Raw genomic sequence first — 22,540 nt, forward strand, 5'->3', positions numbered from 1 at the left:
TGAAAAATAACTAAGAGGCTAGGTCAAAAGAGAAAAAGTGTTAGATTGATGGCAGTCAATCTAACACTTTTTTGCTGCGCCGCAGGAGTCACCGCCTCCGCTACCAACAACTAATGAACCCTTCTAAATTTTTATTTATTGTAAAAGCAAGAATAATTTCTCTAGTTATGTCCCAGCCTCTTTGAACTTCTATGTGTAGTAATTAACGTTGCGCTTTTTGACTAAAGTACGCCCCAATGCGTCAGAATTTTCTTTAACTGCTCTTCTGTTTGTTGTAAATTTTCATTGTTGTAAATCACCGCATGTGCACTTTTTTCTTTCACAGACATGGGTAACTGTGAATGCATACGAGCTAGCGCATCTTCCTTTGATAATTGATTGCGCTCCATTAATCGTCGAAGCTGCACCTCTTCACTAACTGAAACAACAAGTATTCGCTCTACAAAATGCTCCAATTTACTTTCAAACAGTAATGGAATATCCATCACAACATGCTTTTGTCCAGCATCTATATATGCATCGCGTTGGCGTAACATTTCCTGACGAATAGCAGGGTGCATAATATCATTTAAAATTTTGCGTTTCGCTGGCTCGTGAAAAATAATATCACCAAGCTTTGGACGATTTAAATTGCCATCTTCAAGTAAAATGTCTGCACCGAAATTTTGGACAATAAGTGCCAACGTCTCCGTTCCTGGTTCCACAACATCACGCGCTACAACATCTGCATCGACAATCGGTAAACCAAGCGCTGTCATCATTTTGGCGACTGTACTTTTACCACTTGCAATACTTCCTGTTAGTCCGATAATCATAGTAAATTCCCCTTTAATGTTGACAATTAGGACAATACACGGATGTACGTCCACCAATTGTCATTTGACTCGTCCCTGTTCCACACACTGGGCATAGCTTCTTACCGTACATTTGTAATCGGTTTTGCATGCTCCCTGCCTCGCCATTAATATTACGATAATCCGAAATCGTTGAACCTCCCGCATCAATGCTCTGGCGCAGGACGTCAACAATTGCCTCAAAAAGTGCACGTTTTCGTTTTTCACTTATGCGGTTCATTTTGCGGGCAGGATGAATTTTTTGTGCAAATAATGCTTCTGTCGCATATATATTGCCACAGCCCGAAATCACTTGTCCGTCCATAATCACTTCTTTAACAGCTTTTTTCTCGTATTTCGGTAACATGGATTTGGCTATAAAATAATCACATGCTGTCTCATCAAACGGTTCAGGTGCCATTTTTGTCAGTGGCGCATGATCTTCAATTTTCGTTAAAAATCGCAACTCACCAAAACGGCGAATATCTGAATAAATTAAATAGCCACCATCTGCCATTTGAAACGTTGCATGAATATGTTTTTTAAATTTTTCCTCATTGATTTCATCGGGCGTGTTAACGATAAACCATGCACCTGTCATGCCTAAATGACTGACCAATACATAGGACACGTCTTCTTTCATCAAATGAAAAAATATATATTTTGCACGGCGCTCAATCTTCGTAATCGTCATCTGAGATAATGCCATCTCAAATGCATCAGGCTCAGCTTGCTTGACAATACATTGCTTTCCTTCATCATAAGAAAAACGGATAATTTCTGACAGTTGAACCTGTTTAATTGTGCGACCTTCAACTTCCGGCTTTAATGCCTGCACGACACCTTCTACCTCTGGTAATTCAGGCATTTTACCCCTCCTTACTTTGCTTCGTACCAAGTTGCCCCATAGTTGAAGTCCACTTTCAATGGAACAATCAACTCAATGGCATTTTCCATAACCTCTGGTACAATTTTTTCGAGCATGGCAATTTCTTCTCTAGGAGCTTCAAAAATTAATTCATCGTGCACCTGTAAAAGAAGTTTTGCTTGCATGTTTTCCTTTTTCAAGCGAGCATCCATATCAATCATTGCTTTTTTAATAATATCTGCCGCACTTCCTTGAATCGGCGTATTCATCGCTGTGCGCTCTGCAAAGCTTCGTAGATTGAAATTCGAACTCGTGATATCTGGTAAATAGCGACGACGATTCAATAACGTTGTGACAAAACCATTAAATTTTGCGTCTTGGACAATCTCCTCCATATAGTTTTTTACACCAGGGAAGCTGGCAAAATATTTCTCAATAAAAATGGCTGCTTCCTTACGTGTGATATCTAAATTTTGTGATAAACCATAATCACTAATGCCATAAACGATACCAAAGTTAACTGCCTTGGCAGCTCTACGCATGTTGCTATCAACTTCTTCTGCGGTTACATGGAAAACATCCATCGCGGTACGTGTATGAACATCCATGCCTTCACGGAAAGCTTCCACTAAGTTTTTATCCTCTGACATATGAGCAAGTACACGCAACTCAATTTGAGAGTAATCTGCAGAGAAAAGAATCCAATCTTCTTGTGATGGCACAAATGCCTGACGAATTTTTCGCCCTTCCTCTAAACGAATTGGAATATTCTGTAGGTTAGGATCCGTTGAGCTTAGGCGACCTGTTGACGTTAATGCCTGTTGGAAGCGTGTGTGTACTTTTCCGTCCTCTTTATGAATTTCTTTTAGCAAGCCTTCAATATACGTTGATTGTAACTTGCCAAGCTGACGGTACAGTAAAATATGCTCGATAATGGCATGCTCTGGCTTTAATTTTTCCAACACATCTGCTGCTGTGGAATAACCTGTTTTCGTTTTTTTAATCACTGGTAAACCAAGCTTGTCAAAAAGGATAACACCTAATTGCTTCGGTGAATTTATATTGAATGCTTCGCCCGCTTCCGCATAAATTTCCTGCTCAATCACTACTAATTTATTACTTAGCTCCTGCCCCATCGTTTCAAGTGTGGCACGATTTACTGTAATCCCTTCACTTTCCATTTCACTTAAAATCGACGCAAGTGGTAGTTCTAAGTTTTTATACAGTTCAAACTGTTCATTTTCCTTTAACAATGCCTCTAGTTTAGGTTGTAATGTCCACACAGCAAACGCTTTACGACTAACATGTTCAGCTAGTACATCACTTGCCGGTATAGCACGTTTTGCTCCTTTTCCATAGACCGCCTCATTTGCTTGCACTTCTCGATAGCCTAAATCTTTTGCAAGTGTTGCCACATCATCACCGCTAAGTGCAGGGTTATTAATATAGGATGCAAGCAATAGGTCAAACTCCACCCCTGCTAAACGAATACCCACACGCTTTAAAGCCGCCTGTGCTGCCTTCGTATCTGTTATATATTTAATCTTCGTAGCGTCTTCTAACCACCGACGTAGCAAATCTGATGTAGAAGCCACTTCAAATGGCACATAAATCGTCGCTGTGCCATCCGTTAAAGCAATACCTAGTTGCTGACAAGTATGATAATGCTCATCTTCTAACTCTACATGTATCGCCATAACGTCCTTTAAGTGCTCTGGCTTCACTTCTTGTACAATGTCAAAAGCAAATGGTGCCTGTTGGTGTTCTTCCACAGTAAAATTACTTTTATCTAATAGTGATTTGAAGCCGAGCTCCTGCCACACACTTATTAGTTCTTCTTCATTTGGTCCACCATAAGCAAGGTCATTTAACGTTAAATCAATCGGTGCTTCAGTAAAAATTGTAGCAAGCTTTTTACTCATTAATGCCTGCTCTTCATTGGCAACAAGCTTTTCTTTCATCTTGGAAGCCTTTAACGTATCCATCGCTCCATACAGTGCCTCAACTGAGCCATGCTCTTTTAACAATTTAACAGCCGTTTTTTCGCCAACACCGGGTACTCCAGGAATATTATCAGAGGCATCCCCCATTAGACCTTTCATATCTATAATTTGAAGAGGTGTTAAGCCATACTTTTCTTCGATAAATGCAGGTGTGTTTTTTTCGATTTCTGTAATGCCTTTTTTCGTAATGTACACTGTTACCTTGTCCGTTGCGAGCTGGGTAAGGTCACGGTCTCCTGACACGATAATTACTTCCATATCTTGTCCTGCTGCTTCTTTTGCCAATGTGCCAATAATATCGTCCGCTTCGTACATATCAAGTTCATAGCGTTTAATTCCATAAGCATCAATCAGTTTGCGAATATAAGGAAACTGCTCTGAAAGTTCTGGTGGCGTTTTTTGACGGCCACCTTTATATTCCGTAAATGTATCGTGACGAAATGTCGTTTTACCTGCATCGAAAGCAACGAGCATCTTCGTCGGTTGTTCTTCCTCCAAAATTCGTTGCAACATCGTTGTAAAGCCGTACACTGCGTTGGTATGAATACCGCTATCATTTGTTAGCAGTGGCAATGCAAAAAAAGCGCGGTAAGCTAAACTATTACCGTCTAGTAATAGCAATTTTTCCTTAGTCATCTTATTTCCTCCTGAAGTTGTCGTTCTTTTCATTGTAAAACGAAAACGTATGTTTGAAAATGCCTCTTTCCTCTACTTTATCGGGAAAACAGACTTTTTACCAATCATAGGGACGCAGATCAGTTGAAAAATTAAAATCACGGAACATTCCATGATATTTTCAGTTAAATCCATAAAAAAAGTCAATTGCACATGCAATCGACTCTACTCCTATTGACTAACATTTTTAGCTCTTTCTTTACGGAAGAAAATTTCTTCATAAATAACTGTCATCATGAAAGCATTCATAAAAGCAATAACAAAAAATAGCGGCATACCGCCTAGCTTTAACTGTGTTAGTCCTGCACTAAACACCATGACCACGCCGATTTGCGCGAGGAAGAAAATAAAACCAATGCCCACCTGCCAAATTGGGCGTTTCTCTTGCCGTTTCTCGTACCAAAATATTTTTTTAAAAGCTTTGCGTACATCCTCTGCAATGACTAATCCTAATAAAAATAAAATAACAAAAAATACCGGTATATGATAAACACTGTTCGTCATCCAAGCAAAATCAGATATACGAAAGAAAAGTGTAAAAAACGATGCGATGCTACAAGCAATCCCTAGGTTTTGGAGCCACGTGCTAATGGTTAGTTTCACAGCTATTACCCCCATCTATCATTTCTAAACAACATCATTTTATCAGAAAATAGCAGTCTATAACACAACCAATTATTTGTTAGAATTATTTTCATAGATTGGACACTAGCATTACTACAAGGTCAAAAGTGAAAAAGTGTTAGATTGATTGTCGTCAATCTAACACTTTTTTGCTGTGCCGTTGTTGTCCACTTCGGCGGTGCTTTCTGCACAGCACACGTAAGCCACAACCCTCGCTAACGCGCGGAATGCTCGCGTCTTACGCTGTGTGCGTTCAGAGCAGAAGTCACCGCTTAGCTCCTAACAACTAGTACTATCTATTATATTTAGTATATTCTTTATTAACCCCTGCAAGGATTCCAGTATTACTCTATATAGCCTGATAACACTTTTGCATACGGTGAAGTAGACGGCAAGATAATCACCGTATCCTCACCAACGGTTTTCTTGTACGATTCTAACGTACGGTAGAGCGAATAAAATTCGGGGTCTTTAGAGAAGGAGCTATTGTAAATTTTCGCTGCCTCCGCTTCTCCTTCTGCTTGTATCAATGCTGCTTCTTTATTGGCTGTTGCTAGCATTTCTTGCACTTCTCTATCTGTTTGTGCTTCGATACGGCGTTTATCCGCATCACCTTCTGATAAATATAGTTGTGCAGTTGATTGTCGTTCTGAAACCATACGCGTAAATACAGATTGCTCATTTTCTGCTGGCAAATCCGTTCGACGGATACGTACATCTACTACTTCAATTCCGTATTTATCGTTTAGCAATAATTCATTCACACGTGCTGTTACACGATCATTTAAACTACCTCGTGAGGAATTTTCATCATTAATGATTTCATCGTATTTAAGTTGACCAAGCTCTGTTCGAATGACAGAATAAATAAACTCCTCCATTCTAGATTCCGCCTTTGTCAGCGTACCCGCATTGGAGATTAATGCTTTTGGGTCTGTAATGCGCCATACTGCATAATTATCAATAATGATACGTTTTTTGTCCTTTGTATTAATCTCTTCCTCTGAAATATTATAGGTCATTTGATTTTTCGGTAGCGTTGTTACACTTTGAATAAATGGTACTTTCATTTTAAGCCCTGGATTCCGTTCAAATTTTACTACTTCCCCAAATTGTCGAACAACAGCATATTCAGATTCTTTTACGATATATACATTAGCAAAAAGAATAATGGCAATAGCAAATACAACAGTTAATGTGACAACAAGAGAAATGTATTTTTTAGGATTCAACGGGCCCTTTTTTGACATCTTGATAACATTGTCTCCATCACTTGGAGCAGTATTTTTTGATTTCCCTGATAAAAAATTTAGAAATTTTTCAAGATCTTTATTTTTCTGGTCCATTAATTACCGCTCCCTTCTTTTTTGTCTGTTGGTGTCTGTTGCTCTTTTGGCTCCTGTTGTGCTGTTGGTTGTAATGCTTGTAATGGCAAATACTTCATCGTACTACCATCATCATTCATAATATAAATTTGTGCCTTTGGAAGAACATTTTCGAGCGTTTCTAAAATTAAACGTTCTCGTGTTATTTGTTGATTGCCCTTATATTGTTCATACATTTTATTGAACACTGCTACATCACCATAAGCTTGTTCAATACGTGCTGTTTTTGCACCATTTGCTTTTGAAATGATGGCATCTTTTTCACCATTCGCTTCACTAATGCGTTGGTTTTTATATTTTTGCGCTTCATTGGTTTTTGTATTTTTTGTCTCACGTGCATCTGTTACCGCTGTAAATGCTGCACGTACCTCTGCATTTGGTAGTTCAACATCCTGCAATTTGACACCTAGAACACCGATACCAATATCATATTTTTCTATCAGTGAAACAAGCAATTCTCTCGTTTTTGCTTCAATATCCGCTTTTCCATCTGTTAACGCAGCATCAATTGTTGAACTACCAATAATTGACCGAATGGCGCTTGATGTAGCGCTATGTAATATTTCTTCTGGATTTTGTGCATTAAATAAGTACTTGCTAGGATCTGTAATTTTCCATTGCACTACAAGATCTGTTAGAACAATATATTCATCACCTGTAATCATTTTCGTTTCAACATCATATGCTTCCAATTCGCCTTCTTTATTTTGCTTATAGCCAAACTGTAAACTAAATGTTTCTCTCGACAAAATCTCAACGGATTGTACAGGCCAAGGCAATTTAAAATGTAAACCTGGATTTGTTACCGTTTCATCAGCACGGCCAAACGTGATGACAACTGCTTGCTCCGATTCATCGACTGTGTACCATGAAGTAAATACAGCAATTAGTGCTACAATGCCGAAAATCCCAAGCCCTACCATCATTAGTGTCCTTTTCACACTCATGTCTGTTCCTCCCTTATGCTTAGTACTATTGTATACGGGATATTTCTTAAAAAGATTCAAAATAATTTCATAAAGTAAAATTAGATAAATTGTTTGAGTGACTGGCACACATACAATTACAAAAAAATATCCCGTCACCATGAAGGTAACAGGATATTCATAACGAAATGTTCTAACACTGGGAAAAATGTAGCTGACAACACAATGCTTATTAGGGCAGCTACAATCATCGCTAAACTAGCAAAAGTACCTTCTAGTTCCCCTAATTCAAATGCTTTTGACGTACCCGTTCCATGCGCGCCCATGCCAAGCATCAACCCTCTTGCAGATGGCTTTTGGAAACGACATATCCGCATCACGATTGGTGCAAGCAGACTAGCTAAAATACCCGTTGTCATAACAAAAACAGCAGTAAGCGTAGGTGAACCACCTATCATATTGGAAATATCCATCGCAATAGGCGTTGTGACAGAACGTGGCACTAAACTATGAACAAGCTCATCATTTAGCCCAACTACTAACGCTATAATAAAGGAAGAAGCGATTGCAACGGCTGACCCGATTGCAATGCTAAGGACAATTTCAAATGCATGTTTTTTTAATAGATCAAAATTTTTATAAATCGGTACAGCAAATGCAACGGTTGCAGGCCCTAATAAATTCGATAAAATATCAGCCCCTGCATTATAAGATTCATAGGATGTACCAGTTACTAGCAACAATAAAATAATAACTAACGGGCTAATCAAAATTGGCGTAAGCCATTCTTTACTATACTTTTGATAGAGCGCTTTGCAAGCATAAAAAATCGCTATGGTCCCTAATAAACTGATGACAGCAATCACTATGTTCATGCAGGATCACCTTTCTTTCTCTCTAACCACTGCGCAGTATAACCCGTCACTAACATTACTACAAATGCACTGACTGAAATAACAAGTATTACTTTCACACCTTGTATACCAAATAATGCATCATAATCAATGATACCTATCGCGGAAGGTATGAAAAACAATAACAATTCACTAAGTAATAACCCTGCGCCTAACTCAATCCATTCTAACTTAATAAGACGAAACTGTAACATTAAAAATAATAAAACAAGTCCAATTATACTACCGGGAATCGGCAAGTGAAGTAAACGAGCAATGCTATTTCCAATAAATAATATTATATAAAGATAGCCAATTTGCACGAAACTTTTGACGATTTTCATGGTCAACCTTCTCTCAATTTTTTATGCTACTATACTTTACACCTAAATCTACTACGTGTAAAACAGAAAAAATCCATTCCCAAAATAAATTTGGAAATAGATTCTTCTGTGGCGAAAGCTAAAGTAGCAACCATAAAAATCTTCATACAAGTTATCAAGATTTTTTTAAAATTATTTTCGTCTTCACAAAATAGGGGGTTTCTATAAAACAGTATAGCCCTCTATTTTGAACCTTACATATAATTATTGTAAAGAATTTGTTAATTTTTTAGGAATCATTACAATCATTTTTGTGCCAACCCCTACTTTACTTTCTACCTGAATTCGCCCATGATGTGCCTCCACTAAATGCTTAACAATGGCTAGCCCTAAACCAGTTCCACCCGAATTTCTACTACGTGCACGATCGACACGATAAAAACGTTCAAAGACACGTGCAATTTCATGCTTTTCAATCCCTATACCTTCATCTTCAATTTCAATAATTCCATACATATCATTTTCCTTCAAGCGGATTGTGACGGTTGTATCTTCAGGTGAATAGGTGATTGCGTTTGTAATTAAATTCGTTACAATTTGAATAACGCGATTCGCATCCCCCATTACTTCCACATCACGAGCAATATCCACATGAAAACTCATATTTTTTTCATCGAGTCGTGGTCCTGTTAGTTCTGCACCACGTATCAGTACATCCTGCAAGCCCATAGGCATAATATTTACCGTGAAACCATGTTGCTCGATTTTAGATAACTCCAATAAATCTTGGATGAGCATTTGAAGACGATTGCTCTCTTTATGCATAATTTCTAAAAAAGACAGCAGCATCTTTTCATCCTTGTATGCACCATCAAGCAGTGTTTCAGAAAAGCCTTTAATGGATGTAATCGGCGTACGCAGTTCGTGTGATACATTGGCTACAAAGTCTTTCCGTATTTGCTCTAAGCGAACAAGCTCTGTTATATCATGCATAACAATGACAACGCCTAGCCAACGTCCGTGGTCGCCAATAACAGGTGCACCGTACACTTCTTTATTATATAATTCCTGCTGTACTTCCATTTTTATTTGTTGGCGATAGGGCATTTCTGTTAAAAATACGTGGTCTATAAATTGCTCAAGCGTTTTCGGTAAACCAATCGTACGAAAAACTTTTCCTTGTACATCCTCTAGTTGCATGCCAAAGCGCTCTAAAAACACGCGGTTGACGATTGAAATATTTCCTTCACGTCCAATCATCATAAGTGAGCTTCCCATGTTTTCAATTAACGTTTTTAGTCTTTCTTCTTCTACTTCACGAATCGTTGTAATATCCTGTAAATTACGCGCTAAAATATTGATGGAATGACTGAGAGGCATCATGCGTTCCTGCTCATTTTCGTGTGCACGAGCACGGTAATTTCCCTTTGCTAATTCCAGTGCCGTTTCGGTTACATTATCAATCGGCGCGGTGAAATTGACAATCATATAACGACTTACAACGGCTATTAATAACAGCGTAATCGTAAATAATATCGCCAAAACACCATACAGACGAGCACGCACGTATGACAAGAGCGAGTCCTGTATTTCGATTGTTTGAGATGCAACTAATGCTTTTTTATCTTCCTCAGATAAAGTAATATGGCGTTCCTCTAGTACTTTTTCGATTGCTTCTTGACTTGATGAGCTCGCCTGCTCTTTGTATTGTTCTACATAAACAGGAAAAAGCTGACCTATAACAATCATTAGGACAGCTAGAATCGTTCCGAGTGAGAGCATGAATGTCAAGAATAAGCGGTTACTCATTGATTTCATGAAGTTTTCGGCTCCTCAAATTTATAGCCAAGACCACGAATTGTTTTAATAAACATCGGTTTACGACTATTTTCTTCAATTTTATCGCGGAGGTGACTAATGTGCACATCTACAATACGAGTATCGCCTGCAAAATCATACTTCCAAACAGCGCTTAAAAGCTGATCGCGCGTTAAGACACGGTTTTTGTTTTCGAGTAAATAAATAAGCAACTCAAATTCTTTCGGTGTAAATTCCAATGCTTCCTCTTGTAAAAATACTTCAAAACGCTCAGGAAATACTCGTAATTGTCCAAATTCGTACATTTTTTCTTGAGATGCATCCTTATCCTCAATCACAACATTTTGTGTAAAGCGTCTTAAAACCGCTTTAACACGTGCTAATACTTCACGTGGACTAAAAGGCTTTGTCATATAATCGTCAGCGCCTAATTCCAAACCAAGTACTTTATCGAATTCATCATCTTTTGCTGTTAACATAATAATCGGTGTATTCATTCGTTGTTGACGAATTTGCTTACAAACTTCCATACCATCTAACTTTGGAAGCATTAAGTCCAAAAGGATTAAATCGGGCTGGATTTCCATGGCTCTATTTAGCCCTTCTAGACCATCGGCTGCCGTCTCAACTAAATAGCCCGCCTGTTCTAAATTATATTTTAATAAGGTCGCAATAGAAAACTCATCTTCTACAACTAAAATTGTCTTTGTCATGTATATTGCCTCCGTTAGTGATTTGAAACCCCCATTTCAAATCTTAAGACGCTCGCTATAATGCCAGTGGTGGTGTCACCAGCAATGTACCTTCAATTACAAGCTGCTTTTGTTCATTATAGGAGAGCACAGATACAGTAATAGTATTCTGTACTTTATTGACTGCTGTTACCTCTAAAAACGTATCAAATAATTCATAATGATAGAGTGGTCCTAAATACGTTAAATGTTGTTCGATAATACGCGCTCCTGGTCCAGGTATATACTTTGAGACAGCTGACGTAATTATGCCATTTAACATAATAGTTGGTACAATTGGCTTTTTAAAAGGCGTCATCGCTGCATATTCATGTTGAATATATAATGGATTACTATCATTTGTAAGTCCTAAATAAAGCAATAAATCCTTATCTTCTATTTTTTCAGTAATATGAATTTTCTCGCCAACTGTAATTTCATCAATAGTGAGACCAAGCTTACTGTTCTTTTGAAGCAAAGATACGCCAACCCCTTTTCTATCATACTACCTTCATAGTATCAATTTTATTCTAAAAGTACAACGAAAAGCAGAATAACCATTTTATAACTAGGCATAGTATAAAGTACAAAAGTGGTTTTTTTTAATATTTTTCTGCATAAAAAAATCGAGTAAGAATGAATCTTACTCGATTTCATAAACTTTGATTAAGCTAAAACTTTCATAACTGCTTTGACAGCGTCAGCAGAATTATCTAATGCAGCTTTTTCTTCATCCGTTAATGCCAGTTCAAAGATTTTTTCAATACCGTTTGCACCAAGTAATGTTGGTACTCCTAAATAAATATCATTGTAACCATATTCACCTTCTAGGTAGGCGATAGATGGAAGTATACGCTTTTGATCTTTAATGATTGCTTCAGCCATTTCAACAAGTGCTGCTGCTGGAGCATAGTATGCGGAACCGTTACCAAGTAAGTTGACGATTTCTGCACCACCATTGCGCGTGCGATCTACAATTGCTGCTAAACGCTCTGGAGCGATTAAAGTTTCTAAAGGAATACCACCCGCAAAAGAATAACGAGTAAGTGGTACCATTGTATCACCATGACCACCTAATACAAAACCAGTAATGTCTTTTACAGAGATGTTTAGCTCTTCAGCTACAAAAGCACAGAATCGAGCGGTATCAAGTACACCTGATTGTCCGATTACGCGGTTTTTTGGAAAGCCAGTTTCTTTAAATACTGTGTAAGTCATCGCATCAACGGGATTTGTCAATACGAGAATGGTTGCGTTTGGTGAATGAGCAGCGATTTCTTTTGAAACAGTTTTCATAACGCCTTGGTTGATTTGAACTAAGTCGTCACGGCTCATGCCAGGTTTACGTGCGACACCTGCAGTAATGATGACTACATCAGAATCAGCAGTATCTGCATAGTTAGAAGTACCTTTTACAAAAGAATCAAAACCTTGTATTGGCGCAGCTTCCCACATATCTAAAGCTTTACCCTTTGTTGGATTTTCAGCTTGTGGGATATCAACTAATACAACATCGCCAAGTTCTTTTTGTGCTGCTAAAAAAGCTGCCGTTGCGCCGGTGAATCCGCCACCGATTACTGAGATTTTTTTACGTTTCAAAGTCATTTGAATACGCTCCTTTTAATTTAGGATATATGCTAAAAAAGGGAGGAGAATAAATTCTCTCTCCCTCGATTAAACCAGGTACTAATATTACTGTAGCAAACCAATTTTACATGAAACAAACGTCTGTTGACACATTCCGGATTGTTACAGTGATCATTTTTACGCTATTTCGTAAAAATTATAGGTTTTTAATTAGTTCGTTAGCGAATTCTGAACATTTCACTTCTGTAGCGCCGTCCATTAAACGAGCGAAGTCATAAGTTACAACTTTTGAAGAGATTGTTTGTTCTACAGATTTAGTGATCATGTCAGCCGCTTCTTGCCATCCTAAGTGTTCAAGCATTAATACACCTGAAAGTAATACTGAAGATGGGTTAACTTTATCTAAGCCAGCATATTTTGGAGCTGTACCGTGAGTAGCTTCGAAGATCGCGTGACCAGTTACGTAGTTAATGTTCGCGCCTGGAGCGATACCGATACCACCAACTTGAGCAGCTAATGCATCAGAAATATAGTCACCATTTAAGTTCATTGTAGCTACTACATCAAACTCAGTTGGACGAGTTAAAATTTGTTGTAAGAAGATATCAGCGATTGAATCTTTTACTAAGATTTTACCAGCTGCTAAAGCTTCTGCTTGTGCTTTGTTTGCTGCTTCTTCACCTTGGTCAGCTTTGATTGCATCATATTGGTTCCAAGTGAATGTTTGATCAGCAAATTCAGTTTCAGCTAATTCATAACCCCATTTTTTGAATCCACCTTCAGTGAATTTCATGATGTTTCCTTTGTGAACTAAAGTCACAGAAGGACGGTTATGTTTAATTGCATATTCGATAGCAGAACGTACTAAACGCTCAGTACCTTCTTTAGATACAGGTTTTACACCGATACCTGAAGTTTCTGGGAAACGGATTTGGTTAACACCAAATTCAGTTTGTAGGAAGTTGATGATTTTTTGAGCTTGTTCAGAGCCTGATTCGAATTCGATACCTGCGTAGATGTCTTCTGTGTTTTCGCGGAAGATAACCATATCAACGTCTTCTGGACGTTTAACTGGAGAAGGTACTCCGTCAAAGTGACGTACTGGACGTAAGCAAACATATAAATCAAGTTGTTGACGTAATGCTACGTTTAGAGAGCGGATACCACCACCGATTGGTGTAGTAAGAGGACCTTTGATTGCAATTAGGTATTCGTTAATTTTGTCTAAAGTATCTTGTGGTAACCATTCACCCGTTTGGTTGAATGCTTTTTCACCAGCTAAAACTTCTAACCATTCGATTTTCTTTTCGCCGTTATAAGCTTTTTCTACAGCTGCGTCAATTACGCGAGATGCTGCTGCCCAAATATCTGGACCGATTCCATCACCTTCGATGAATGGGATTACTGGGTTGTTTGGTACATTAAGTACGCCGTTTTCAACTACAATTTTGTTTGACATGGATGTTGCCTCCTAAATTCATAATCATAGGACTGTGTTATAGGTAACACAGTCCCAAATATTCTAGCATAAATTCCAAATTAGCGCTCGCTGATTGGAACATATTTTTGCATGCCTGGTCCAACATACTCTGCACGTGGACGGATTAGGCGGTTGTTAGCATATTGTTCAAGAATATGTGCTACCCAACCAGAAGTACGTGAAACTGCAAAAATTGGTGTGAATAAGTCATGATCGATACCTAAAGAATCGTACACTGATGCAGAGAAGAAGTCTACGTTAGCAGGTAATTTCTTTTGTTCAACGATCATGTCATGGATTTTAACTGACATTTGATAAAGTTCTGGTTTACCAGTTAGTTCAGTTAACTTTTGTGACATTACACGTAAGTGTGGTGCACGTGGGTCGCCTTTGCGGTATACGCGGTGACCGAAGCCCATGATTTTTTCTTTGTTGTCTAATTTATTTTGAATGTAAGATTCAACGTTTTCAAGAGAACCAATTTCAGTTAACATCTTCATAACTTGCTCATTTGCACCGCCATGAAGTGGTCCTTTTAATGCACCGATAGCTGCAGTTACGCCAGAATAAACATCTGATAATGTAGCTACACATACACGTGCTGTAAATGTAGAGGCATTTAATTCGTGGTCAGCATGTAATACTAATGCTTTATCGAACGCTTCTACTTCGATTGCTGCTGGCTCTTCGCCTTTTAACATATATAGGAAGTTTGCTGCATAGCTAAGCTCTGCTTTTGGTTGGATTGGCTCTAAGCCTTTGCGTACACGTGCAAATGCAGTCACAACTGTTGCAATTTTAGCTTGTAGACGGATAGCTTTACGGTAGTTAGCTTCTGGATCCATCACATCCGCTTCTTCATCGAATACACCAAGTAAAGATACTGCCGTACGAAGTGCAGCCATTGGATGTACAGTTGAAAGTGGGTACGTTTTGAATTGGTCTACAATTGCTTGTGGAATAGACATGTTGTCTGCTAATTGTTGTTTTAACTCAGCAAGCTCGTCCGCTTTAGGTAAACGAGTGTGCCATAGTAGGTAAATTACCTCTTCAAATGATGCGTTGTCTGCTAAATCATCAATGTTGTAACCAACATATGTAAGTGTGTCATCGATAATTGAACTGATTTTAGATTCCGCTGCTACGATACCTTCTAAACCTTTTGTTGCTGACATAAATTATCGCTCCCTCATACTAATAATTTTTATTGTAAACGCTTTTTCAAACATAGCATTTACGTTTTTTGCTCACATGAACCATTAAGTAAATCGCTTACATTGCTATTATAATCATTTTTGACAGCTTTGTGAATGAAAATCCTTTAAATAAAGAAAAAGTCGGACGAGCGACTATATATACGTACTAAAGAGGGTGTTTTGTATATTTTGACAATATTTTTTCATTTGAATCGGGGTGATTTTGTAAAAATGAGGAATATTAAATATTTTTCATACGAAAGAACTATTAATGTTTTCTGGTTTATTTTCTATTTAGTAATTCTTTGGTTCGTATTACCTGTATCTCTTGCTATATTTTTATCATTTACCACATATCCTATAATAAATTTTCTTCATAAGTACTGTAAAATCGCTTATTGGATTGCCGCTATTATCGTTGAAATATTGATACTTTCTTGCATTGTTCTCCTCATTATTATATCAATAAACAGCATAATACTCATCTTTCCAGAAATACGAGACACACTCCAAAACTTCCCATTATTTACTGAATATGAATCCATTTTCATGCAGTTTTTACAGGAGAAATCATTGTCTATTTTTGATTCAATCGTCGTTTATACAGCAAATTTATTTCAAATATTTATGAAGCACGTCATTGAAGTTTTTATATTTCTTGTTGCATATTATTTTGCCTTATTAGAAACAAGGAAATCTCGTTATTGGTTTTTCCAATATGCCCCTAAAAAATATCGAAATGAATGGCAATCTCATTTTTCTAAAGTTATGCAACTGTTTCATTACTTTGTATTTGTGGAATTTCAGTTATTTACGATTACACTGCTCATTCTTTGCGCTGGCTTTATGATATTCCAATTTGAACAAGCTATTACGAAAGCATTTATTGTTGCTTTTGCGGACGTACTACCCTTTTTCGGCATTGGCGTTTTTCTTGTTCCAATGAGCATTTACTTTTATTTTAATGGTAATACCTTTTTATGTGTCGCCATTTTACTATTGTATTTGTTTGTCCAACTTACAAGGCAGCTCGCTGAATCTATGCTTTGGTCGAACACACTGCAATTGCGAACATTTCACACGTTTTTCATCAGCGCTGCCTCCATTTTATTATTCGGCTTTTATGGTATTTTACTTAGCCCACTATTTTTATTTTTAGCTGTTAAGTTGAAAGAAAAATCTATTTTTGAACAATGATAAATTGTCCTTTTTTCATTTTTTTACGCATCCAGTAAAATACGAGCGGTTGGAATAATTTCCGTGTTATTGGTAACAGCAATAACAACCCGATAACATCTGTTATAAAACCTGGTAGTGCTAAAAGTACACCGCCACTAAAATTCAACATTGCATCGACTAATGCAGGTCCCGGAGCTTCTCCTCGTGCTACCATATGTTTTACGTTTTTCACGGAATTAATACCTTTATTTTTCGCTATATAAATACCAATAATTGTCGTTGCGACAACAAGTAATAATGTATTGAAAACGCCAATATTTTGACCAATAACTATTAATAACGCCAGTTCGGCTAATGCATATACAACAAAACTAAGAAAAAATTTTTTCATATTTTTCTCCTTTCTATTGAAAAAGCTATACCTTCTATACGTTATTATAGCCCAATAAGTTTCATCTAAAAAACAAATACATGTAAATACTATTTTTCACTTGTTATGTAAAAGGCTCTAGTACGGTTCCCCCTACTAGAGCCTTGTCATTATTTATTAAAGTACACTTGCATGTCCTTTATAAATAACACCTGTTTCAGCATCCATTGTTATTTCCTGACCGTGGCGAATTAATGTTGTCGCTTCTTTTACGCCGACAATTACAGGGATACCAAGGCTTAGCCCTACAACAGCAGCATGACTAGTCAGTCCGCCTTCCTCTGTAATAAGGCCGATGCAATTTTCAATCGCTGGCATCATATCGCGATCTGAACCTAACGTTACTAAAATGCAGCCATCTGTGTCATATGCTAATGCTTCTGCCGCATTTTTTGCTACGACTGTCTTACCGATTACAGACGCTTTGCCGATTCCTTGACCGCGCGCCAGTAGATCACCAATAATGTGAACTTTCATTAAGTTTGTAGTACCTGCTTCACCAACAGGAACACCAGCCGTAATCACAACTGCATCACCATGTGTGACATAGCCATGTTTTAAGCTTTCGTCTACTGCCAGTTCTAAAATTTCGTCTGTCGTTGTAACACGTTGACATACTACAGGATAGACACCCCACACAAGCGTTAGTGTATTGGCTGTATTAGCAGAGCCCGTAACAGCAACAATTGGTACACCAGGACGATATTTTGCAATCATTCTCGCTGTATTTCCGCTTTCTGTCGGTGCCAATACCGCTTTTACGCCTAAGTTTATCGAAGTGTAAGCTACTGCCTGAGAAATAGCCTCTGTCATATTCGCTTCTTTTTCACGACTACGTGTTGAAACGATTGCTTTATAATCCAATGAATTTTCAGTACGCTGTGCAATTTTATTCATCGTTTGTACAGATTCCACTGGGTAAATTCCTGCTGCTGTTTCACCAGATAGCATGATCGCATCCGTTCCATCAATAATGGCGTTCGCAACGTCACTTGCTTCTGCTCGTGTTGGACGAGGATTACGTTGCATTGAGTCTAACATTTGAGTAGCTGTAATAACTGGTTTACCAACTTGATTACATTTTAGAATTAATTTCTTTTGAACTAAAGGTACCTCTTCGGCTGGAATTTCTACGCCAAGGTCACCACGTGCAACCATTAATCCATCTGATACTAAAATGATTTCGTCAATATTATCGACACCTTCTTGGTTCTCGATTTTTGGGATAATTTGAATATGACTACCACCATTTTGCTCAAGTAATTCACGAATTTCTAATACATCTTTCGCTCGACGAACGAATGAAGCGGCAATAAAATCGACACCTTGCTTAATACCAAATAATATATCTTGTGCATCTTTTTCAGTAATACCTGGTAATTGCACTGAAACGCCAGGGACGTTAACACCTTTTTTATTTTTTAAGACCCCAGCATTTTCTACGATTGTGTGGATAAGCCCTTTTTCCGTATCTGTTGCTAGCACACGTAATTGAATTAAACCATCATCCAATAAAATAATGGAGTTTTGTTCTACGTCTTCGATTAGTCGATCATACGTAACAGAGAAGCTAGCCTCTGTTCCTTCTACTTCTGTCATCGAAATATCGATTACCTGACCTGCTGTTAAATGCAGTTCTCCATTTTGCATATTATGCGTACGGATTTCAGGTCCTTTTGTGTCGAGCAAAATACCTACTGGTTTTCCTAACTTATCTGCAACTTCACGTATTAAATTAATGCGCACTTCATGTTCTTCATGTGAACCATGTGAAAAATTTAAGCGGGCTACATTCATACCTGCCTCAATTAGTTTTTCTAAAACTTCCGGTGACTCACTTGCTGGACCAATTGTACATACGATTTTTGTTTTTCTCATTTTCTGCCCACTCCGTTTTACGCCAAATTATATTGATAGTTCTTTCATTAAAGTATACAAGCTTACATCTGACTCATGATGCTTTTCAAAAGCTTCTGGCATATCATAGTCAATCACTGTATGGTTGCGTATGCCTACAGCTCGACCAGATTTACCTTCCATTAATAATTCTACAGCATGTGCACCAAATTGACTTGCGAGGACACGATCACGTGCTGTTGGAGAACCACCGCGTTGAATATGACCAAGAACTGAAACACGCGTCTCTTTTCCCGTCTTTTCCTTTAGTAGTTTTGCCAAATCGCTTCCTGACATTACACCCTCTGCTACAATAATGATACTATGCTTTTTCCCTCGTGCTTCACCACGCTCTAGACGCGATACGATGTCGTCTAAATCATAATCTTCCTCGGGAATTAAGACGGTTTCAGCACCTGCTGCAAGGCCTGCCCATAATGCGATATCACCAGCATCGCGCCCCATAACTTCAACAATAAAAGAGTTTTCATGGGAAGTCGCCGTATCACGAATTTTATCGATTGAATCAACGACTGTATTCAGCGCAGTATCAAAGCCAATTGTGTATTCTGTTCCAGGAACATCGTTATCAATCGTTCCAGGCACACCAACAACTGGGAAACCTTTTTTTACAAGGTCCATTGCACCTCGATAGGAACCATCACCCCCGATAACAACTAGACCTTCAATACCTGCTTCTCGCATTTTAGCAATACCTTGTTGTTGGACAGCATCCTCTTTAAATTCAGGGCAACGAGCTGAAAATAAATTCGTACCCCCTCTTTGAATGATGCCACCTACAGAGCCTAAATCAAGTAGCTCAAAAGATCCTTTAATTAAACCTTCATAGCCATGCTTAATTCCAACAACATCTAGTCCATGATAAGCTGCCTTACGAACGACTGCTCGAATGGCTGCGTTCATGCCAGGTGCATCTCCACCACTTGTTAATACGGCAATTTTCTTCATTGTCGAACAACCTCCTGCAGTGTTATCTAATATTATTCACATTAACATGAAAAAACAAACTATGTAAGGGTTCTGACGTTAGAAAAACATAACTTTTACATAAAAAATGAAAAGAATGCGCTTTCACACATTCTTCCCATCACAAAGCATCTAAAATTTAACATTTCTTAAAAATTCTTCGTTATAAATTAACGTTTAGACAGTCAGCGCTTTGTTATGTGTTTGGTCTACACTTCTGTATATTGTCCGATTTTTTTAAATTTTTCATAGCGGTCTTCAATTAGTTGCTCACCATTTAAAGAATTCAACGCTTTTAGTGTGTCACTAATACATTCCTTTATATACATAGCTTGTTTTGCTACATTGCGATGAGCACCGCCAGTGATTTCAGGAATAATCCCATCAATGACACCAAGCTCTTTTAAATCAGGTGCAGTAATGCGCATTGCCTCAGCCGCCTGCTTTGCAAGACTACCATCACGCCATAGAATTGAAGCCGCACCTTCTGGAGAAATAACTGAATAAGTAGAGTTCTCTAACATGAACACACGGTTTGCTACACCTAAAGCTAAAGCACCGCCACTACCACCTTCTCCTATAACAATGCTAATAACCGGTACGGATAACCCTGCCATTTCTACTAGATTACGAGCAATCGCTTCACTTTGACCACGTTCTTCTGCTGCCTTCCCTGGGTAAGCACCTTTTGTATCAATAAAACAAATGATTGGACGATTAAACTTTTCAGCTTGTTTCATTAAGCGTAACGCCTTACGATAGCCTTCTGGATGTGGCATACCGAAATTACGACGAATATTTTCTTTTGTAGACTTGCCACGTTGATGACCGATGATAGTGACAGGTTGTCCTTCAAAAAGAGCAATCCCACCAAGTATCGCCGCATCATCTCCAAACGTACGATCACCATGTAGTTCAATAAAGTTTTCGCACATCGCTTCAATATATTGTAACGTTGTTGGTCGTTCTGGATGACGTGCCACTTGCACTCGATCCCACGGCTTCATATTGGCATAGATTGATTGCTCCAATTGCGTTAAACGTGTTTCCAGCTTTTCAATCTCACCGGTCATATCTACATCCGCATCAGCAGCAATCGTTTTTAATTCATCAATTTTTTCACGTAATTGTACTACTGGTTCTTCAAAGGCTAAATTTTTAGACATGTTGTACGCCACCCTTCGTATGCATTTTTACAAGCACAGCTACTTGTTTACGTAAATCTTTGCGATGGAAGATGGCATCTAGTTGACCATGTTCTAATAAAAATTCTGCTGTTTGGAAATCATTCGGTAGTTTTTCTCTTACCGTCTCTTCAATTACACGTCTACCTGCAAAGCCGATAAGTGCTTGAGGTTCCGCAATATTAATATCCCCCACTGAGGCAAAACTTGCAGAAACACCGCCTGTCGTTGGGTGCGTTAAAATAGAAATAAATAATAGCCCTTGATCGCTATGACGTTTTAACGCCACACTCGTTTTTGCCATTTGCATTAACGATAAAACACCTTCTTGCATTCGTGCGCCACCACTTGCAGTGAAAATAATAAATGGTACACGTAATGCTGTTGCTTTTTCAACAGCGCGTGTTATCTTTTCTCCAACAACAGAGCCCATTGACCCCATACGGAAATGAGAATCCATAATGGCAACGACAATCTCTTCCCCATCCAGTGTGCCTAACCCTGTCAATACCGCTTCATTTAAACCTGTTTTTTGTTGATCCGCATTAATTTTCTCTACATAGGCAGGGAAATTTAGTGGATTGCTTGTTTGTAAATGATCGTCCATAGAAACGAACGAACCTTCATCTAAGAAGTCTGCTACACGCTCCTGTGCCGTCATTTTAAAATGGTGACCACATTTCGTGCATACTTTGTGATGCTTCTCTAATTCTTTTGTTAACTGGATATGGCGGCATTCTGGACATTTTGTCATGAGTCCTTCTGGAAATGCCTTTTCTTGACCATCCTGTTTCTTTTTTCGATTTGCGCTAAATATGTCGCGTATTGCCATGTTTGACTCCCCCTTTGTTGTTTAAAAAGTTTGACCAGTACCCATCCACTGCTCGTAAGCTCGTAAAGCTTCTTTTTCATAACCAAGCTGCATCGACTTCAACATTGTTTGAAGGATAAGTTTTTCATCTTCCGTTGAGTTTCGATTTAAACGGTCACCGTCATAAGCTGCAAGTTGAAACCAGATTTTCAGCGAAAGCCGATTGCCTGATGTAATAATTATTTCTCGTAACACATCGCGACAATTGACTGTTCCTTCAATCTCCAGCTTCACAAAAAAACTGTCCCACACAGGTAGTGTACGAAGAATCTCTGTACAACTTATTACGCGAATTGCTTCCTTTTCATGAATTTGTCGCGTTAATTCGACATCTTTTTTTGATTTTTCATCTTCTAATATAAACATCGACAGTACTTCAACAAGCTGATGCTTATGTGTTGAGGCAAGGAATGTACCCCCACCGTGGCGTGTTTCTATGAGTCCAAGTAACTCTAAACTGCGCAGTGCCTCCCTTACAGAGGATCGCCCAACACCTAACCTTTCTGATAATACACGTTCAGAAGGAAGCTTTTCTCCCGCTTGAATTTTTTCCATTCGAATCAGTTGACGCAATTGCTGAACGATTTCTAAAAACACTTTTTTTTGTTCGGTTTGTTTATCCATATGATTAACTCCCGTTGTCAAAAGTGG

The 22,540-nt window shown here is 38.3% G+C and carries 21 protein-coding genes; 1 reads left to right on the plus strand and 20 read right to left on the minus strand.

Features of this window, described 5'->3' with window-relative positions; all coding sequences use genetic code 11:
- Positions 1 to 221 precede the first annotated feature (221 nt).
- From coaE to citZ, 14 genes are all read right to left on the minus strand, one after another.
- Entirely contained in the window at positions 222 to 815 is a 594-nt protein-coding gene (gene coaE / locus MKY08_RS16195; RefSeq protein WP_069513731.1) for a dephospho-CoA kinase, read from the minus strand.
- A gap of 13 nt (positions 816 to 828) precedes the next feature.
- The gene (mutM, locus tag MKY08_RS16200) at positions 829 to 1,701 is read right to left on the minus strand and encodes a bifunctional DNA-formamidopyrimidine glycosylase/DNA-(apurinic or apyrimidinic site) lyase (protein WP_069513732.1); all 873 of its coding nucleotides are present in this window, start codon (positions 1,699 to 1,701) and stop codon (positions 829 to 831) included.
- Positions 1,702 to 1,712: 11 nt separating this feature from the next.
- Positions 1,713 to 4,340 carry a DNA polymerase I gene (gene polA, locus MKY08_RS16205; protein ID WP_069513734.1) on the minus strand — a complete coding sequence of 876 codons (2,628 nt, stop codon included), beginning with the start codon at positions 4,338 to 4,340 and terminating at the stop codon, positions 1,713 to 1,715.
- A 210-nt stretch (positions 4,341 to 4,550) separates the two neighbouring features.
- Positions 4,551 to 4,982, minus strand: a complete 432-nt coding sequence (locus tag MKY08_RS16210; protein WP_024363816.1) for a hypothetical protein — start codon at positions 4,980 to 4,982, stop codon at positions 4,551 to 4,553.
- Between the two features lie 365 nt (positions 4,983 to 5,347).
- Positions 5,348 to 6,349: a protease modulator HflC gene (locus MKY08_RS16215; protein ID WP_069513736.1), complete on the minus strand. Its 1,002-nt coding sequence runs from the start codon at positions 6,347 to 6,349 to the stop codon at positions 5,348 to 5,350.
- Positions 6,349 to 7,335, minus strand: coding sequence for an FtsH protease activity modulator HflK (hflK, locus tag MKY08_RS16220; RefSeq protein WP_069513738.1), 987 nt, complete (start codon positions 7,333 to 7,335; stop codon positions 6,349 to 6,351). The genes MKY08_RS16215 and hflK overlap by 1 nt, the downstream gene beginning before the upstream one ends.
- 134 nt (positions 7,336 to 7,469) lie before the next feature.
- A complete protein-coding gene (locus tag MKY08_RS16225) occupies positions 7,470 to 8,189 on the minus strand; it encodes an LrgB family protein (RefSeq protein WP_069513739.1) in 720 nt (239 codons plus the stop codon).
- Positions 8,186 to 8,551, minus strand: a complete 366-nt coding sequence (locus MKY08_RS16230) for a CidA/LrgA family holin-like protein (protein WP_069513741.1) — start codon at positions 8,549 to 8,551, stop codon at positions 8,186 to 8,188. The genes MKY08_RS16225 and MKY08_RS16230 overlap by 4 nt, the downstream gene beginning before the upstream one ends.
- 243 nt (positions 8,552 to 8,794) lie before the next feature.
- Positions 8,795 to 10,348, minus strand: a complete 1,554-nt coding sequence (locus tag MKY08_RS16235; RefSeq protein ID WP_069513743.1) for an ATP-binding protein — start codon at positions 10,346 to 10,348, stop codon at positions 8,795 to 8,797.
- The gene (locus MKY08_RS16240; protein ID WP_024363810.1) at positions 10,345 to 11,061 is read right to left on the minus strand and encodes a response regulator transcription factor; all 717 of its coding nucleotides are present in this window, start codon (positions 11,059 to 11,061) and stop codon (positions 10,345 to 10,347) included. Before MKY08_RS16240 ends, MKY08_RS16235 begins: the two co-directional genes overlap by 4 nt.
- A gap of 55 nt (positions 11,062 to 11,116) precedes the next feature.
- Positions 11,117 to 11,557: a MaoC/PaaZ C-terminal domain-containing protein gene (locus MKY08_RS16245; RefSeq protein ID WP_024363809.1), complete on the minus strand. Its 441-nt coding sequence runs from the start codon at positions 11,555 to 11,557 to the stop codon at positions 11,117 to 11,119.
- Between the two features lie 188 nt (positions 11,558 to 11,745).
- Entirely contained in the window at positions 11,746 to 12,684 is a 939-nt protein-coding gene (mdh, locus tag MKY08_RS16250; protein WP_024363808.1) for a malate dehydrogenase, read from the minus strand.
- Positions 12,685 to 12,862: 178 nt separating this feature from the next.
- Positions 12,863 to 14,125 (minus strand): NADP-dependent isocitrate dehydrogenase, encoded by a 1,263-nt coding sequence (gene icd / locus MKY08_RS16255; protein ID WP_069513745.1) that lies wholly within the window; start codon positions 14,123 to 14,125, stop codon positions 12,863 to 12,865.
- Between the two features lie 80 nt (positions 14,126 to 14,205).
- Complete coding sequence (gene citZ / locus MKY08_RS16260) at positions 14,206 to 15,321, minus strand: citrate synthase (protein WP_024363806.1); 1,116 nt, start codon at positions 15,319 to 15,321, stop codon at positions 14,206 to 14,208.
- A gap of 252 nt (positions 15,322 to 15,573) precedes the next feature.
- Here citZ and MKY08_RS16265 point away from each other — a divergent pair, with 252 nt between their 5' ends.
- A complete protein-coding gene (locus MKY08_RS16265; RefSeq protein WP_069513974.1) occupies positions 15,574 to 16,539 on the plus strand; it encodes an AI-2E family transporter in 966 nt (321 codons plus the stop codon).
- On the opposite strand, the gene MKY08_RS16270 is transcribed toward MKY08_RS16265, so the two are convergent.
- The 6 genes from MKY08_RS16270 to MKY08_RS16295 all read right to left on the minus strand — a co-directional run bounded on the left by MKY08_RS16270 (position 16,523) and on the right by MKY08_RS16295 (position 22,513).
- Positions 16,523 to 16,912 carry an FxsA family protein gene (locus MKY08_RS16270; RefSeq protein ID WP_024363804.1) on the minus strand — a complete coding sequence of 130 codons (390 nt, stop codon included), beginning with the start codon at positions 16,910 to 16,912 and terminating at the stop codon, positions 16,523 to 16,525. The two genes, MKY08_RS16265 and MKY08_RS16270, sit on opposite strands and share 17 nt — an antisense overlap.
- A gap of 156 nt (positions 16,913 to 17,068) precedes the next feature.
- On the minus strand, positions 17,069 to 18,829 hold the full coding sequence (gene pyk / locus MKY08_RS16275; RefSeq protein ID WP_069513748.1) for a pyruvate kinase: 1,761 nt from the start codon (positions 18,827 to 18,829) through the stop codon (positions 17,069 to 17,071).
- A 27-nt stretch (positions 18,830 to 18,856) separates the two neighbouring features.
- Positions 18,857 to 19,816, minus strand: a complete 960-nt coding sequence (gene pfkA, locus MKY08_RS16280; protein WP_069513750.1) for a 6-phosphofructokinase — start codon at positions 19,814 to 19,816, stop codon at positions 18,857 to 18,859.
- Between the two features lie 227 nt (positions 19,817 to 20,043).
- Entirely contained in the window at positions 20,044 to 21,000 is a 957-nt protein-coding gene (locus MKY08_RS16285; protein ID WP_024363801.1) for an acetyl-CoA carboxylase carboxyltransferase subunit alpha, read from the minus strand.
- A complete protein-coding gene (gene accD, locus MKY08_RS16290) occupies positions 20,993 to 21,850 on the minus strand; it encodes an acetyl-CoA carboxylase, carboxyltransferase subunit beta (RefSeq protein ID WP_024363800.1) in 858 nt (285 codons plus the stop codon). Before accD ends, MKY08_RS16285 begins: the two co-directional genes overlap by 8 nt.
- Before the next feature lie 21 nt (positions 21,851 to 21,871).
- The gene (locus tag MKY08_RS16295) at positions 21,872 to 22,513 is read right to left on the minus strand and encodes a GntR family transcriptional regulator (protein WP_025220305.1); all 642 of its coding nucleotides are present in this window, start codon (positions 22,511 to 22,513) and stop codon (positions 21,872 to 21,874) included.
- Positions 22,514 to 22,540 lie beyond the last annotated feature (27 nt).

The organism is Lysinibacillus sp. FSL M8-0337, from assembly GCF_038593855.1.
GTDB classification, from domain to species: Bacteria; Bacillota; Bacilli; order Bacillales_A; family Planococcaceae; genus Lysinibacillus; species Lysinibacillus sphaericus_D.

Bases quoted from the DNA above. Each gene is read 5' to 3' on its own strand.
- coaE (WP_069513731.1), bottom strand. From the start codon at position 815: ATGATTATCGGACTAACAGGAAGTATTGCAAGTGGTAAAAGTACAGTC.
- mutM (WP_069513732.1), bottom strand. From the start codon at position 1,701: ATGCCTGAATTACCAGAGGTAGAAGGTGTCGTGCAGGCATTAAAGCCG.
- polA (WP_069513734.1), bottom strand. From the start codon at position 4,340: ATGACTAAGGAAAAATTGCTATTACTAGACGGTAATAGTTTAGCTTAC.
- MKY08_RS16215 (WP_069513736.1), bottom strand. From the start codon at position 6,349: ATGGACCAGAAAAATAAAGATCTTGAAAAATTTCTAAATTTTTTATCA.
- hflK (WP_069513738.1), bottom strand. From the start codon at position 7,335: ATGAGTGTGAAAAGGACACTAATGATGGTAGGGCTTGGGATTTTCGGC.
- MKY08_RS16225 (WP_069513739.1), bottom strand. From the start codon at position 8,189: ATGAACATAGTGATTGCTGTCATCAGTTTATTAGGGACCATAGCGATT.
- MKY08_RS16230 (WP_069513741.1), bottom strand. From the start codon at position 8,551: ATGAAAATCGTCAAAAGTTTCGTGCAAATTGGCTATCTTTATATAATA.
- MKY08_RS16235 (WP_069513743.1), bottom strand. From the start codon at position 10,348: ATGAAATCAATGAGTAACCGCTTATTCTTGACATTCATGCTCTCACTC.
- MKY08_RS16240 (WP_024363810.1), bottom strand. From the start codon at position 11,061: ATGACAAAGACAATTTTAGTTGTAGAAGATGAGTTTTCTATTGCGACC.
- mdh (WP_024363808.1), bottom strand. From the start codon at position 12,684: ATGACTTTGAAACGTAAAAAAATCTCAGTAATCGGTGGCGGATTCACC.
- icd (WP_069513745.1), bottom strand. From the start codon at position 14,125: ATGTCAAACAAAATTGTAGTTGAAAACGGCGTACTTAATGTACCAAAC.
- citZ (WP_024363806.1), bottom strand. From the start codon at position 15,321: ATGTCAGCAACAAAAGGTTTAGAAGGTATCGTAGCAGCGGAATCTAAA.
- MKY08_RS16265 (WP_069513974.1), top strand. From the start codon at position 15,574: ATGAGGAATATTAAATATTTTTCATACGAAAGAACTATTAATGTTTTC.
- MKY08_RS16270 (WP_024363804.1), bottom strand. From the start codon at position 16,912: ATGAAAAAATTTTTTCTTAGTTTTGTTGTATATGCATTAGCCGAACTG.
- pyk (WP_069513748.1), bottom strand. From the start codon at position 18,829: ATGAGAAAAACAAAAATCGTATGTACAATTGGTCCAGCAAGTGAGTCA.
- pfkA (WP_069513750.1), bottom strand. From the start codon at position 19,816: ATGAAGAAAATTGCCGTATTAACAAGTGGTGGAGATGCACCTGGCATG.
- MKY08_RS16285 (WP_024363801.1), bottom strand. From the start codon at position 21,000: ATGTCTAAAAATTTAGCCTTTGAAGAACCAGTAGTACAATTACGTGAA.
- accD (WP_024363800.1), bottom strand. From the start codon at position 21,850: ATGGCAATACGCGACATATTTAGCGCAAATCGAAAAAAGAAACAGGAT.
- MKY08_RS16295 (WP_025220305.1), bottom strand. From the start codon at position 22,513: ATGGATAAACAAACCGAACAAAAAAAAGTGTTTTTAGAAATCGTTCAG.